Source organism: Pandoraea sp. NPDC087047 (genome assembly GCF_044745225.1).
In the GTDB taxonomy this organism is placed as follows: domain Bacteria; phylum Pseudomonadota; class Gammaproteobacteria; order Burkholderiales; family Burkholderiaceae; genus Pandoraea.
Genome location: NZ_JBIUZU010000002.1, coordinates 607,835 through 623,307 on the forward strand (window position 1 = coordinate 607,835; position 15,473 = coordinate 623,307).

Here is a 15,473-nt window from a genome sequence, read left to right on the forward strand (position 1 = left end):
AACGCTTTGCCTCCAGCGATATGTCAAAAGCCCCGCCTGAAGCGGGGCTTTTGCATTTGAGCATCTCTGTCGCGCTCACGAAATCGGCGGGAACTGCGCCTTGTCCGAAAGCGGCCAGTAAGTGCCCTTCAGCCGGTCACGCGCAAACGAGGTGATATCGGCCGTACTCAGCCCCACACTGTCGACCGAAATGATCTGCTTGGCCAGATGGCGGTAGTAGGCGCGAAAATGATTCGCCCCCTTCAATGCAATCATCCGGTGCCCGCTGACGTCGAGGCCGTGCATGGCAAACGGCTCGACATCGTAGATTTGCTCGGCGCGCGACGCGACAATGACGTCCACGCCCTCAATGACGAGCCGGCACATCGCGCCCAAATCGAAGTGCACCCCGGCGAACATCGCCCCCGGACGATTCACGAACTTCCCATCCGTGATCGACTTCACATAGGCGGCCGCTTCGATGGGCTGCCCTTGATAGCGCCCGAGCTTCCCGCCCAACGACACGCGAATCGTCGCGCCCACGCCAGCGGCTTGCGCTTGCGCCACCACCTGAGCGTCGTTGATGGACGCGAAACACGTCGTCCCCGGTTCAGGCCGCGCCAGCAATAGTGCGCGCAGAAGGTGCGTGCCATCGCCCGGCGTTCCGCCGCCGGGGTTATCGGCGTACTCGTTCACGACGATGGGGCCTTCCTGCGCAGCCAGCGCAGCGGCTACGCCGTCCTCCGGCGAGGGAAACGAGGGACGAAACGACTCGCGATGATTCCAGATCCAGTCGGCGACTTCGTCCGCCAGCTTTTGCGCCAACGCCGGGTCTGCGTTTGTCGTGCATACGACGCAGGGGCACGGCGCGGCGATGTCCGCATACGGGAAGCCGTGGAACCATGAGCAATCGATAACGTTGTGTTGTGCAACGAGTCGTGCGCAAAGTTCGTTGACCAGCGCCGGCGTGAATCCGTCTTGCGTGGTAACGATATAGGGCAGCATCGGCAGGTAACGCACGGCGGTGACCGGCGTCAGACGCCCGTCGAGCATCTGCACCAATAAGTCGACGGCTTCGACCCCTCGGTCAAAGAAGTCCGTATGCGGGTACAGCTTGCACGGCAGCGTGATGTCGCACGCGAGACGCATCGCTTCGGTGAAATTGCCATGCAGGTCGTAGACCGCCGCAATCGGGACATCCGCACCGACGAGGTCTCGCACGGCGGCGGCCAGATCCCCCTCGATATCCTCGGTACCGTCGGCAACGCCCGCGCCGTGGAGCGCCAGCAAGACCCCGTCAACCGGAAGGTTGGCGCGAATGCCGTCGAGAATCTCCCGCTTCATCGATTCGTAGGCGCTCGCTTCGATGGTGCCCGACGGCGTTGCCTGTCCGATCAACGCATATTCGAGCGTGGCACCGACACGCCGGGCGCCTTCGATGAATCCTCCGACCTGATGATTCGAGTTCTCGAATACCTTCGGAATACTCTCCCCCCAGTACTGTTCGAAGGCGCGAAGCGGCGTGCGACCGGAGAACTCCGCAGCGTAGGTATTGGTTTCGTGGATGATGCCGGCCACAGCGAATCGCATGGGTGTGCGCTCCATTATCGAAATCTCCTGATTCAGTCTGGCGATACTTACCGGTTCACGGTTTTCGGGTCGAAGCTCAGCGCAATGAGCGCGCTGATGAGCAGCGAGCCTGCGATGACGAAAATGGCCGGCGCCGTGCTGTGATACGTGTCGCGAATCCAGCCGATCAGGTACGGACTCACGAACCCGCCAAGATTGGCCAGACTATTGATCGCACCGATCGACGCCGCGGCCGTCGCGCCGCCGAGGAACGCCGTGGGCAATGTCCACATGATCGGCGAAAAGCTGATGATCCCCGCCGCCGCAATCGACAACGAAACCACGGCAAGCGTCAGATTCTGACCCGCAAACACGCTGGCCGCCAGGCCGAAAGCGCCGAGGAACATGATGCCTGCGAGGTGCCAGCGACGTTCGCGACGGCGGTCCGAGCTTCGGCCGACCAGAACCATGGCAACGGCAGCGACGCAGTAAGGAATGGCACTGAGCCAGCCGACCTCAAGCCCGCCGACGGCGCCCGCGTCCCGGATCAACGTAGGCAGGTAAAAGCCGAGTGTGTAGAGCGCCATCATCGCCGGAAACGTCATCAGAATGATTTTCCCGATACGGATGTCGCGCAGAATTTGAGACAGGGGCATATGCGGCCGCCCTTTCTCGTCCTGTGCGATATCGTGGGCAATGAGCTCGCGCTGCTCGCGGGTCAGCCATTTAGCGTCTTTGACCCGGTCGGTGAGGATGAACAGCACGCCGATGGCCAGAGGAAGCGTCGGTAGAGCCTCCAGCACGAACACCCATTGCCAGCCGGCGTGACCACCGACTTGATGGAATGTGTCGAGAATCCACCCGGACAGCGGGCTGCCAAGCAGTCCTGCAACGGGAATGCCCGCCTGGAATATCGCCGTCATCTTCGCGCGCCGGTGATTCGGAAACCAGTACGTCAGGAAAAGAATGACGCCGGGGTAAAACCCCGCCTCGGCAACGCCGAGCAGAAAACGCACCGCATAGAACTGCCACGGCGCCGTAACGAACGCCATGATGCCGGACAGAACCCCCCACGAAATCATGATGCGGGCAATCCAGAGCCGGGCACCGACTCGATGCATGATCAGGTTGCTCGGCACCTCGAAGAGCATGTAGCCCACGAAGAACAAACCCGCCCCCAGGCCATAGGCCGCTTCGCTGAATTGCAGATCGGTGAGCATGTTCAGCTTCGCGATCCCGATATTGACGCGGTCGAGGTACGCCACCACGTAGCACAGCATGAGGAACGGAATGAACCGCAGTGCGACCTTCCGATACGTGGCGTCTTCAAAAATCGAACGCTCAGCGCTGACACTGGCGTTCGACGAGAGCGTTGCCTGTTGTTCCATGAGCCTGACTCCTGCGTCGAATTGTTTTGGTAAATGCTTCAGTTGGCTTGCTGTGTGTGCTCGTGCGCTGGTCCGCGCGTCTGGGCGTCCGTTTGTTCACGCGCCTGACGACGCGCCAGCGCTTCGGCACGGTCGTGAAATCCACGGCGCTCCTCCGCGGGCACGAGCGAGCCGCCCGTGGACCAGATCACGTGGGTCGCCTGGCGCATGTCCAGGCCGTGCGCCCGCGCGTATGCCTGCCCCTCGGCGGAGTCGAGCATCCAGCCGGGGCCGCTCAGACCTGCGGCAGCCGACGGCTCGACCGACACGCCCAGGCGCGACTTCAACGTTCGCAGGTTCAGGAATAGTTCGTCGTCGGCAACCGTGAAAACGCCGGACAGTTGGGCAACCATAAGGGGGGCCACCAGATGAGACGCCTCGCCGACCGCCAGACCGTCGGCATCCGTCTTGTTGTCCAGGCCGATGTCATAGACGGACACCGGCGTATCGCGCTTCGACGCCAGTTGTACGAGCATGCACGGCGATGCCACCGGCTCGGCAAAGAAACAATGAACGTGGGCGCCGAAGATCGCTTTCAATCCGTAGGTAATGCCGCCCGGCGCCCCACCGACACCGCACGGAAGGTAGACGAACAGCGGATGCTGCGCGTCTACCTTTCTCCCGGCAGCGGCGAGTTGCGCCGCGAGGTATCGCGCGCTGGCAGCGTAGCCGAAAAAGAGCAGCGGCGATTGCTCGTCGTCGACAAAATGGCTGCGCGCAAGGGCCATGGCTTGCGCGCGTCCGGCGGCAACGGCCTGCGCATAATCCCCCACATGCTCCACGACGCGAACGCCGCGCTTGCGCAGCCGCGCCTTTTTCCATTCCTTCGCATCCGCGGACATGTGCACCACCGCATCGAACCCCAGCGCCGCGGCCATCACGCCAATGCTCAGTCCAAGGTTCCCAGTGCTGCCCACTGCCACAGCGTACTGTGCAAACACCTCTCTGGCCGCCGGCGACGCAAGCACACGACGGTCGTCGTCATCGTCGGACAGGATGCCTCGCTCCAGCGCAATTCGCTCCGCGACGGCCAGCACTTCGTGAAAGCCACCGCGCGCCTTGATCGAACCCGCGACGGGCAATGCGTCGTCCCGCTTGAGGAACCAGGCGCTGTCGTCGCCGATGGGATCGTTGGCGGAGACCGGCTTGAGTGGATCGGCACGCATCAAGGCCGACTCGATTTCCCCGCCTGCGTCCACCAGTTCTTCGAACAGATCGGCAAGCAACGGCGCGCAACGGCGCATGCGCGCCTGGGCGTCCAGAATCGCGTCGGTCGAAAAATCCTGCGGGGGGAGCGCCTGTCCCAGCCGGTCGTTCAACCATAGCGTCGGCGATTTTGATTGAAGCTTGGCTAATATGGGTTCAGGCAGGATCGGGAGACGCATAGTTGGCATTTTTCCAGGAATTGCTAATACTTCTCGGAATACTAGCGCTCGATATCGGGTAAAAATAGCGCTGGATTCTAATGAATACATTAGCTGGACTAATACATATGCACCTGGATTCCTCCCTGCTCGGCGCCCTGAGGTGCTTCGAAGCTGCCGCTCGACTGCTGAGTTTTACGCAGGCGGCCCGGTCGTTGAGCCTGACGCAGAGTGCCGTCAGCCAGCAAATCCGTCACCTGGAGGACCGGCTGGGCTATTTGTTGTTTGTCCGGCAAGCCCGTAGCCTGAAGCTCACGGAGAACGGAGAGATTCTGTTTGAGGTGACGACTCGCGCGCTGGGCGACATACAGGCCACGCTGCAAAGGCTCGGCATCTCGAATTCGCCGTTGCAGGTAAGTTGCCTGCCGTCCTTCGCGCTTCAGTGGCTGATGCCCCGGCTGACGGAATTCCATCGGCAGGAGCCGGACGTTTCCGTGAGGTTGAAGGCGGAATTCCAGAGTGTGGACCGGCAATCCATGCGCGTAGACGACATCGACATCGCGGTCCGTTATGACCCGATGACCTACTCGGAGGTCAAAGCCGATGTGTTGCTCGATGAGTTCCTGGTCGCGGTGGCGACCCCGGAGTACCTGGCGGCGCATCCGGGGCTCGCGCAGGGGGCATCGTTCGACGGCGTGGTATTTCTCCACGACGCTTCGCCGTGGGTGGGCGCTACCGAATTCGTGGAATGGCGCACCTGGATGGAGGCAAACCACCCCGGCGACCAGCACGACATCGACGGCCCTCAATTCAACCTGTCGAGTCTTGCGCTGGCCGCAGCCGCCAACCATCAGGGCGTCGCCATCGGCCGGACTGCGCTGATCTACGACGACATTCGAAGCGGCCGCCTCGTACCGATTTACGGAAACCCGGTGAAGTCGCCCGCGAGATATGTGCTTCTCTCACGAGACCCCTTCGACCGGCGAACCACCATCTTCTCCAACTGGATGCAGAACGAATGCCGGCGCTTCGATCAATACCGGCTCAGTATTCTCGGCATCCAGCGATAGGCGGGGCCCGCAAGCACAAAGACCGCGTAAAACACGATCGCGTAGGCCAGGTAGATAAGCACGCCGTGCCACACGCAGGCACGCACGCGAAGTGAGGGGGAGAGGTGTGTCGTGTCGATCATGCCTGGGTGCTTCAAAGACCCGAAGTGCGTATGGCGCGACGGGTGCTCGTGACGGACTTGGAGACAGTGCCAGACGCCGCGTTGGGAAACGCGCACGTCAGCGACTGTCGCCGGGAATCATGACAGGCAAGGACTATAGATAAATTTGGTCTATTTTCCACCCAGATGGTTTGCATTGATAACCAGGGAATAAGCGCGGCATGCGGCTCACTTGACGGCGTCGACTACCGCGTCGGCGGAATTTCCTTCTCGCCTGCGCTCGTCGCTCGCGATACGCCCTGCCTTCATTTTGACTACGCGGTCCGCCAGATCGAAGTAGCGATCGTCATGCGAGATGACCACCACCAGATGACCGCGATCTCGCAGCTCCGGCAGTAGCTCCGTGTAGAACAGTTGTCGGAATGTCGGATCCTGATCGGCGGCCCATTCGTCGAACACCAATACCGGCCGCCCTTCCAGATAGGCATGCACCAGCGCCAAGCGCTTGCGCTGTCCCGTAGACAGGTCAAGCGTGCTAAAGGCGCCGTCCTTCACGCGCACCTTGTGCGCAATCTCCAGCCGCTCCAGATAGGGCAATGCCGCCTCGGGCAATGCCGCCGCACCGCCTGCGTCGGCAACGAGATCCTCAAACAGGTAGAAATCGGCGAATACGGTGGTGAACAGTTGACGATAGTCGTCGCGTGTCATCGCGGACACGGGCGTCCCGTCGAGGATGACCGCGCCTTCGTGCGGCGCATAGAGGCCGAGCAGCAGCTTGATCAGCGTAGTTTTGCCCGATCCGTTGTCGCCCACGATGAAGACCAGTTCCCCCGGACGGAGCACAAGGTCCACCGGGCCGAGCTGGAACGGCGTCGAGCCATCGGGCGCTTCGAAAAGGTAGCTTACGCCGCGCATCTCGATGCCATGCGCCAGACGCACCTGGGCAGGTGGTTGTTCGAGCACGAGGTGCGGCTCGGGGTTGGCAAAACGCAGCGACATGTCGGCAACCCGCCCGAACGCCACCTTGGCGCGCCCAATGCCGGGCAGCGCGCCCACGATCTGATCCACCGGCCCCTTGAGAAACAGCAACACCAGCACGAACCCGCTGAGCACGGCGGGTTCCACGTCGCGCATCGCCGCCCATCCCAGGATCACTGCAATCAACAGGAAATACAGGGCCGAGCCAAACGCGGTAGCGATCACGTAGGTATTGATGGCGCGACGATTGATACGTCGAATGGCTTCGACAATATGTTCGACCTGGCCGCTCAGAATGCCCATGCGTCGCGCACGGTGCATGCGAAGCTCCTTCGCACCCGCGCTGATACTTGCGAACGCCTTGTGCAGATGTTCCTCGTGGTCGCGCGCCTGCCAGAACCCGGCCATGCCATGGGACATGGCACGCGTCTGAATGGCTGCGCCGATCAACAGCATGATCAACAGCATGCCGAACAGCGGCAGCGAAAGAATGGCGAGATAGCTCAGGCAGCCGATCACCACGGCGCAGGAAATGACGGTGGCAGACAGCGAGAACGCCACGTCGCTGATCATGTCGACGTCCTGCGTCAGCACGGGCATCAGCCGATGCGTGCGGTAGCGCTCCAGTACATCGATCGGCGCGGACAGAATCTTGCGCGCCAGGCTGGTACGCACGGTCGCAACCAGCCGCTGCCCGACGAGGTTGGTCGAGATATCCGAGACGGCACGGCCCACCAGCGCCGCGAGGCAAAGCGCGATGAACGTCAGGAGCAGCCCACCCGCCATGCCGCCCGGGCGGTTGAGCACCGAATTGATGGTCGACAGCAGGGCAACCGTGGCCACACCAGCACCGATACCGGTGACGGCGGATAGCACGATCCACGGCAAAAACGGCTTGAGCAAGCGAAAAACTTCAACGGCAGGACTATGTGACGATCGCATGAGGTTCCGTTGCCGCGTCGGCGGCACAAGACGGCGCGGTGCACCGGACAATACGCATGACGAAGTCGCCTGCTGAATGTTCAGGAAGGTTCACGTTCGGTGTTCTGAACATTTCCGCCGGCTGGCCGTCCTTGTGTGGCATGGACGCGAACAGGCAACGTCACCGGGCTTTGTCCCGTGTCGTCTGCGCGCCTCTTTCACATGGATGCAGCTCCGAACCCGTGCACAACACCTTGATATCGCCCCCCATTTTTCAGTCCGGCACGCGCTCCGTCGCGACCTCGGCTAGCGTGGCTAACGCGGCTCTCATGATGCAATGGCAGCAACCCGATCCGTGGCTGCCCGCACCACGCCCGCCGTTTCCGCAGGTCCACACGCTCACCGACGGCAAGCGGCATCCTCAGCGCCCGCCCAAGCCGAAGGGCGTGGTCTACACGCGCGACATTCCCTGGCTCGACCAGACGCTGACGTTCCGCACGGTTGACCTCGAAGCGGACCTGCCGCTGATGCACCGCTGGATGAACGACCCTGTGGTGGCCCATTTCTGGAATGAGGATGGAGACCTCGATCACCAGCGTGCCTATCTGGAACGCATTGCGGCCGATCCGCACGTCACCGCGCTGATCGGCTGCTTCAACGGCACCCCCTTCGGCTACTTTGAGACCTATTGGGCGCGTGAAGACCGTATCGCGCCGTTCTGCGACGCCGCCGACTACGACCGCGGCTGGCATGTACTCATTGGCGAGCCGCGCTTTCGCGGCCGGCCCTGGCTGACGGCGTGGATGCCGTCGATCTCCCACTACCTGTTTCTCGACGATTGCCGCACCCAGCGCCTCGTCATCGAGCCGCGCGCCGACAACGTCAAGATGCGCAAGAGCCTGAGCCGGTGCGGCTACGCGCTGCTCAAGGAATTCGATTTCCCTCACAAGCGCGCCGTGCTCGGCGTGCTGTTGCGGGAGCGCTTCTTCAGCGAAGCGCTCTGGCTGCCGCAAACCGGCGACGGCGCCCAGGCCGCCGTCGGCACTCCATGACTTCTACTGCCCAAGACATCCCTATGCAAGTCCACGACCTGATCGGCATTGGCTTCGGCCCGTCAAACGTTGCGCTGGCCATTGCGCTGGAAGAGCAGCAGTCCGGCACGCGCCCGCTATCCACCATCTTCATCGAGAAACAACCGGCTTTTGCGTGGCACCAGGACATGCTGCTGGAAAATTCGCATATGCAGATCTCCTTCCTGAAGGATCTGGCCACATTGCGCAACCCTGCCAGCCGCTTCACCTTCATCAGCTATCTGCACCAGCGCGGGCGGCTGCAGGATTTCATCAATCTGAAGACGTTCTTCCCCAGCCGCCACGAATTCCACGACTACCTTGCCTGGGCGGCCTCGCACTTCGAGGACCGCTGCGCCTATGGCGAGGAAGTGATCGGCGTCCTGCCGGAGATACAAGATGGCGAGGTTTCGCTGGTGCGAGTGCGAACCCGCCTGCGCAACGGCGAGCTGCGCGAGCGCCTGGGCCGCAACCTGGTGATCGGCGTGGGGGGGACACCGAGTATTCCGGAGGTCTTCGCTGCGCTCGGCCACGACGCCCGTGTCATCCATTCGAGCCGGTACGTGCGCGGTATTGCCGAGCACCGCGATCCACGACGCATCGCCGTGATTGGCGCGGGTCAAAGCTCGGCGGAGCTGTTCATGGACCTGCATGGCCGGTTCCCTGCGGCCAGCATCGACCTGATCATGCGCGGATACACGATTCGTCCGTCGGATAACAGTCCGTTCGTCAACGAGGTGTTCAACGCCGAGTATGTGGACTACGTCTATCACCGTCCGGTCGACGAGCGCAACGCCATGCTGCGCAGCTACTGGCACGCCAATTACGCAGCGCCGGACCTCGAAATCATCGAGACGATATACAAGGTTTGCTACGAGCAACGCGCGCGTGGCGAAGCCCGGCATCACATCCTGCGTCGCCACGAAGTGCGTGCGGCCCACGCCGCGAATGACGGTATCCAGTTGAATCTGCACGATCTGGACACAGACCGTGTCACGCCGGGCCGCTACGATCTCGTCGTACTCGGCACCGGCTACGAGCGGCGCCACCATCGCGACCTGCTGGCACCGCTGGCACCCTGGCTGGGCGACATGGTGGTGGATCGCAACTATCGACTGTCGACCACTGCCGAATTCCAGCCCGGCATCTTCCTGCAAGGTGCATGCGAATCGAGCCATGGCCTGAGCGACACGTTGCTATCCGTGACGGCGGTGCGCTCCGGGGAAATCACCGCGGCGCTGGAGGCATCCTCCCCTTCCACTCGCTACGCCAGCGATGCGTCGCGCAGCAAACCGGCCCTCGCGGCACAAGCCTGAAACGCGCCCGCCCTCCAACGCGGGCACGCATCACGTGCGCCGCGCTGGAGGTGCCCCGCGCGTTAGGTCGAGGCGTCTGCCGGTTCGCCTAGCCGTGCCACGACCTGAAGCTCCGCACGATAGGCGTCCACGAGCGCCTGCATAGTCTGCGCACGGAACATCTCGTCGCTGTAGATCCAGCTAACGGACAACTGGCCGTCATAGACCCGCCCCACGATCTCGATCCAGTTCGCCAGCGGTCCCGCCTCGCTGCGCATGGCACCGGCACCTTCCGTCGCGGGCAGGAAATCCGTATGCACACCGAACGTCTGGTCGAACTGACCCAGATAGTTGAACGTGATACGAGGTTCCGCCCCCTGCAACGCCGTACGCACCGCCTTGTCGGGGCTGCAATAGCGCAGCACGCCATAGCCGATGCCCTTGCCGGGGACTGCGCGCAGCACATCCCGCGTGGCGGCAATACCGTCCTCGATCGTGTCGTGACCATGGGCCAGCCGCACCGGATACACGCTGGTGAACCAACCCGCGGTCTGGCTCAGGTCCAGTCCGACGTCGTCGCTCTCACGGCCATGCCCTTCCAGACTCACCAGCGTGGCCCCGTGACCGGTCCAGCGGGCCATCACGCGTGACAACGCTGCCAGCAGCAACGACTCGATGCCGGTCTGGAAAGCCGCGGGCACCGCACGCAGCAGACGTCCGGTGGTCTCGCGATCGAGCACCACACGGGCCGAAGCCGTTCGCGATACGCGCGCCGTCACGCCTGCGTTGTCGCGCGGCAGGTCTGCGGTATCACGCACCTGCGCCTGCCAGTACGCCGCCTCGGCGAGTAACGCCGGCGAGACCGCCAACGCGCGCAGGTGCTCCGCCCAGGCCTTGAACGATGCGCCGGCAGGCGGCAGCGTTGCCGTTTGCCCTTGCGACAGTTGACGGTAGACGGTCTGCAGGTCTTCGAGCAGGATGCGCCACGTGACGCCGTCCACCACCAGATGATGGACGACGATCAGCAGCCGCGCACTGCCGTCGGCATGCCGCATATGCACCACGCGCCAGAGCGGCCCTTTCTCAAGATCGAGACTGCGCTGAGCGGTATCGCCCACGGCCGCGATGTCGTCGCCATTGGCCACGTCGCGCGTCCACAGTACGCCATCGGCCTCGCGCGCGGCATAGGTCTGCACCCAGACACCGTCCGGCTGCTGCGTAAAGCGCATGTGCAAGGCATGATGCCGCTGTGCGATGCATTCGACGGCACGTGCAAGGTGCGCGTCGACTAGCCGCCCCTCGGCTCGCAGCAGCACCGACTGGTTGTAATGATGACGATTCGGAATCGACGTCTCGAAGAACCATGCCTGGATGGGAATCATCGGCACAATGCCTTCGACCGGGCTCGCGGCCACCTGCGCCTGCGCCGCGACCGGCACCGGTGCCACGTCACGCGCCATCAGCGAGGCGATGGTCTGGTGACGCATCAGGTCACGCAGGGTCAGCGTGATACCCAGTTTCGCGTTGCGTACGCGCGATATGACCTGCAGGCTCAGGATCGAATCGCCACCCAGCTCGAAGAAGTTGTCGGAGATGCCAACGCGCGCCACGCCCAGCACCTGCTGCCAGATCTGCGCCAGCCGATGCTCCACGTCATTGCGCGGCGCCTGGTAGAGCGCTTCGACCTTGGCTGTCGGTTCCGGCAGCGCGGCGCGGTCCAGCTTGCCACTAATCAGACGCGGCAGCGCCGGCAACACGATCAGGTGCGCGGGCACCATGTATTCCGGCAGACGGGCGGCCAACTGCACCCGGGCCCGCTCGGGCAGGTCGGCCGCATCGATGCCCGGCAGCGGCACCAGATAGGCAACGAGCTGGTTGCCGGACGGGCCGCTGCGCGTCATTACCGCCACGTCGAGCACCCCCGGCACCTCACGGGCGCGCGCTTCGATCTCGCCAAGTTCGATGCGAAAACCGCGCACCTTGACCTGATGATCGGCACGTCCGATGTACTCGACATCGCCATTGTCCATCCAGCGTACGAGGTCACCGGTGCGATAGAGCCGGCCGCCGTCGGTACTGAACGGATCGGCCACGAAGCGCTCGGCGCTCAGGCCCGGACGCCGCAGATAACCCCGCGCCACGCCCTCGCCGCCCACATAGAGTTCCCCGACGTCACCGGGCGGCACGAGGCGCAGATTCTCGTCCAGCACCCAGACGGTGCGCTCGCCCACAGGGCGCCCAATGGGGGCATACGCACAATCGATCGCCCGATCCGCCGGCGTCTTCCAGATCAATGGCGTGACGACCGTCTCCGTCGGCCCGTAGCCATTGAGCATGTAGCGTGGGCGCAGCGTCCGTCGCACCAGATCGTAGGTGGCACGCGGCATCGCTTCGCCACCGAATACGTAGACCTCCACCGGCGGGATGTCCTCGCGGCCGACCGCCCACTCGGCGATCTGGCCCAGATAGGCAGGCGGGAAGGCCACGTGCGTCACGCCGAAATGGCGCAAGGCGTCGTAGGTCTGCTCGGGCGTCCACAGTTCGTCGTCGCGCAGCACGATGCTCGCACCGGTGGTCAGCGCAGTGAGCCAGCGCTCGTGCGCGCCGTCGAACGAGAACGACATGAAGATCATTTCACACGATTGCGGGGTCATCGCGTAAATGCGTGCGGTGGCGCGACAATGCATGGCGATGGGACCGTGGGATACCGCCACCCCCTTCGGCCGGCCCGTGGAGCCCGACGTGTAGATGATGTAGGCCAGCCCCTGTCGTGGCACTACCACGTCTGGATCGGTATCGGGCCATGTATCGAAGGTATCGAACCCCAGATCATCGAGTTCCAGCATGTCGACGGTGTCGTCCAGCGCCAGACGCGCACGCACGGCGCGCTCGGTCACCAGCAGGGCCAGACGGCTGTCTTCGACCAGATAGGCGAGCCGGTCCGCCGGATACGCCGGGTCCAGCGGGACATACGCGGCACCGGTTTTCAGTACGGCAAGCAACGCGACAATCATCTGCGGCGAGCGCTGCAATGCGACCCCGACCAGGCTTTCGCGTGTGATGCCGCGCGCGATCATCGCGTGGGCCAGTTGGTTGGCGCGGCGGTTCAGCTCGCCAAAGCTGAGGGCCTGCTGCCCCATGCGCACGGCCACGGCATCGGGACGCGCCGCCGCATGGGCGGCAATCGACGCATGCACCAGCGCCGGCTCGGTATCGGCGCCCGGCAGCGCCAACGCCTGGCGTCCCTGCGCTTCGAGCGATTGCGTCGCCGCCGGCGTCAGCCAGGACAACTCGCCCAGCGGGCGCTGCGCCGCCGAAGCGAAGCTGCCGAGCAACTGCTCCATCTGAGCACGCAACGCATGCGCGAAATCGGATGGGATCTGCTGGCGCGCGCAGCAGTACTCGATCTCCAGACCGCTCTCCTGCAGGATCACCTGCAGGTCCACCGCGTAGCCGGTCAGGGACTGGCTGGCCACATGCCCGAATTCAAGCCCGTAACTGGCGGCATTGCGCAGCGTTTGCGAGATGGGATGGTTCTCGAACACGATGATCGTGTCGAACAGCGGCCGGCCCGACGAGCCCTGCCAACGCTGGATATCGGCGAGTGACGTGTGCTCGAATTCGCGCAATTGCAGGTTGCGGTCCTGCAGCTCGCGCAACCAGTCGCCGAGCGGCTGTGCCGGGGCCATCGATACCGGCACCGGAATCGTGTTGATGAACAGGCCCATCATCTCCTGCGACCCCGGCAGCGACGGTGGCCGCCCGGCAACCGTTGCGCCGAACACCACATGCTGGCGGCCCAGATGGCGCTCAAGCGTGAGTGCCCAGGCTGCCTGCACGAGCGTATTCATGGTCACGCGCTCACGCTGTGCAAAGGCTTGCAGTGCGCGCGACGCGTCAGGTGTCAGCCGCGTATAGATCTTGTCGTAGCCAGAGGCATCCAGCGGCGCACGCACGGCCTCGGCGATCAGCGTCGGCCCCTCGACTCCCTGCAGTGCCTCACGCCAGAATGCCTCGGCCACCGCCGGGTCCTGCTCGCCAAGCCAGCGCACGTAGTTGCCGTAGCCGGGCGCCATGTCGCCCAATGCCTCGCCCGCGTAGGCTTGCAGCCACTCGCCCATCAGGCGCGTTTCGCCCCAGCCGTCGAGCAACATGTGGTGCTCGGTCCACAGGATCTGGTAACGGTCTTCGCCAAGACGCACCACGCACACGCGCGACAGCGGGGGATCGAGTAGCGTGAATCCGCGTCGCAACTCGTCGTCCGCGAGCGCGACAAGGCGCTGCTCGGCATCGGGCTCGCCGCGCCAATCGAGCAGCGTGATGCCGGTGGACACCTCACGACGCACCACCTGCACCGCACGCGCCATGCCCTCTTGCCAGACAAATGCCGTACGCAGGATCGGATGGCGATGCACCATTGCCTGCCATGCCTTGTCGAGCCGCTCAGGGTCAAGCCCGCGCACGGGGACGCTGCGCTGATTCATGTAGAGCCCGCTACCGGCGGTCTCCAGCGTGTGAAAGAGCATCCCCTCCTGCGTGGGCGAGAGGGGATACACGTCCTCGATAGCGTCGGCACCGAAATCGAGACGCACCATCTGTTCGGGCGTCAGGTAGTCGTCAAGGCGGCCCCGCACCTCGGGCTGCGCAGGTGCGTCAATCGCGGATTGCCGCTGCACGACCGCCGCCAGTGCCGCCACGCTTTGCTGTTCGAACATCTGGCGCGGCGTCACCGCCCAGCCGGCCAGACGCGCACGCGACACGATCTGCAAGCTCAGGATCGAATCGCCACCGATCGCGAAGAAGTTGTCGTGTCGGCCGACAGCGGAGCGCCCCAGCACCTCAGCCCAGATCGCAGCGAGTGCCGTCTCCACTTCGCCCTGCGGCGGCTCGGATGCCACCTGCACCGCATCCGGCGCCGGCAACGCCTGCCGGTCCACCTTCCCGTTCGGATTGAGCGGCAGCTTCTCCAGCACCATCAGCGGCGCCGGCACCATGTACTCGGGCAACACTTGCGCCAGCGCCTGATGCAGCGCTTCGGCATCGAGCACCTGACCCGGCTGCGGCGACACGTACCCAACCAGACGCAAGCCACCACCCGGCGCAGGCTGCGCCAGCACCACCGCTTCGCGCACGCCCGGCTGTGCCAGCAGCCTTGCCTCCACCTCGCCCAACTCCACGCGGAAGCCGCGAATCTTCACCTGATGATCGATACGGCCCAGATACTCCAGCTCCCCTTGCCGCGTCCAGCGCACCAGATCGCCCGTGCGGTACAGGCGGCCACCCGCCGGGCCGAACGGATCCGCCACGAAGCGCTCCGCACTCAGGCCCGCACGTCCCAGATAGCCGCGCGCCAGCAACTCGCCACCGATACACAACTCGCCCGCTACCCCCGCAGGCGTCGCCTGCAACTGCGCGTCGAGCACGTGAACGCGACGCCCCGCCAGCGGCTTGCCAATCGGCATCTGTACCGGCACCGCTGCGCCCTGCACGTACGGCGCACAATCGAGCACCGTTGCCGTCACCGTCGCTTCGGTCGGTCCATAGGTGTTGAGCAGCTTCACGTGGCCCAGCCCCGCCTCTCGCCACGCCTTGAGCCCTTCCGGAGGCATCGCCTCGCCCCCGGCATGTACCTGACGCAGTGCGCCGTAGTCGCGCTGTCCCTGCCTTGCGAAGTCCTGCACCAGCAGGAACCAGTACGC

At 64.0% G+C, this 15,473-nt stretch carries 7 protein-coding genes and 1 pseudogene; 3 read left to right on the forward strand and 5 right to left on the reverse strand.

Annotated features, from left to right (window positions below):
• Positions 1 to 75: 75 nt before the first annotated feature.
• The 3 genes from ACIPHM_RS05475 to ACIPHM_RS05485 are packed head-to-tail and all read right to left on the reverse strand — an operon-like array spanning position 76 to position 4,369.
• The gene (locus ACIPHM_RS05475; protein WP_400325274.1) at positions 76 to 1,569 is read right to left on the reverse strand and encodes a M81 family metallopeptidase; all 1,494 of its coding nucleotides are present in this window, start codon (positions 1,567 to 1,569) and stop codon (positions 76 to 78) included.
• A gap of 47 nt (positions 1,570 to 1,616) precedes the next feature.
• Complete coding sequence (locus ACIPHM_RS05480; protein WP_400325276.1) at positions 1,617 to 2,936, reverse strand: MFS transporter; 1,320 nt, start codon at positions 2,934 to 2,936, stop codon at positions 1,617 to 1,619.
• Between the two features lie 38 nt (positions 2,937 to 2,974).
• Positions 2,975 to 4,369 carry a D-serine ammonia-lyase gene (locus ACIPHM_RS05485; protein WP_400325278.1) on the reverse strand — a complete coding sequence of 465 codons (1,395 nt, stop codon included), beginning with the start codon at positions 4,367 to 4,369 and terminating at the stop codon, positions 2,975 to 2,977.
• A gap of 98 nt (positions 4,370 to 4,467) precedes the next feature.
• On the opposite strand from ACIPHM_RS05485, the gene ACIPHM_RS05490 reads away from it, so the two are divergent.
• Positions 4,468 to 5,409: a LysR substrate-binding domain-containing protein gene (locus ACIPHM_RS05490; RefSeq protein ID WP_400325280.1), complete on the forward strand. Its 942-nt coding sequence runs from the start codon at positions 4,468 to 4,470 to the stop codon at positions 5,407 to 5,409.
• 329 nt (positions 5,410 to 5,738) lie between these two features.
• On the opposite strand, the gene ACIPHM_RS05495 is transcribed toward ACIPHM_RS05490, so the two are convergent.
• On the reverse strand, positions 5,739 to 7,430 hold the full coding sequence (locus ACIPHM_RS05495) for a cyclic peptide export ABC transporter (protein ID WP_400325282.1): 1,692 nt from the start codon (positions 7,428 to 7,430) through the stop codon (positions 5,739 to 5,741).
• A gap of 260 nt (positions 7,431 to 7,690) precedes the next feature.
• On the opposite strand from ACIPHM_RS05495, the pseudogene ACIPHM_RS05500 reads away from it, so the two are divergent.
• Both ACIPHM_RS05500 and ACIPHM_RS05505 read left to right on the forward strand, forming a co-directional pair.
• Positions 7,691 to 8,461 (forward strand): annotated as a pseudogene (locus ACIPHM_RS05500) (GNAT family N-acetyltransferase); the annotation flags it as partial.
• Between the two features lie 23 nt (positions 8,462 to 8,484).
• Positions 8,485 to 9,795: a lysine N(6)-hydroxylase/L-ornithine N(5)-oxygenase family protein gene (locus tag ACIPHM_RS05505; protein WP_400325284.1), complete on the forward strand. Its 1,311-nt coding sequence runs from the start codon at positions 8,485 to 8,487 to the stop codon at positions 9,793 to 9,795.
• 62 nt (positions 9,796 to 9,857) lie between these two features.
• Here ACIPHM_RS05505 and ACIPHM_RS05510 read toward each other — a convergent pair whose 3' ends face one another.
• The gene (locus ACIPHM_RS05510; RefSeq protein ID WP_400325286.1) at positions 9,858 to 15,455 is read right to left on the reverse strand and encodes an amino acid adenylation domain-containing protein; all 5,598 of its coding nucleotides are present in this window, start codon (positions 15,453 to 15,455) and stop codon (positions 9,858 to 9,860) included.
• Positions 15,456 to 15,473 lie beyond the last annotated feature (18 nt).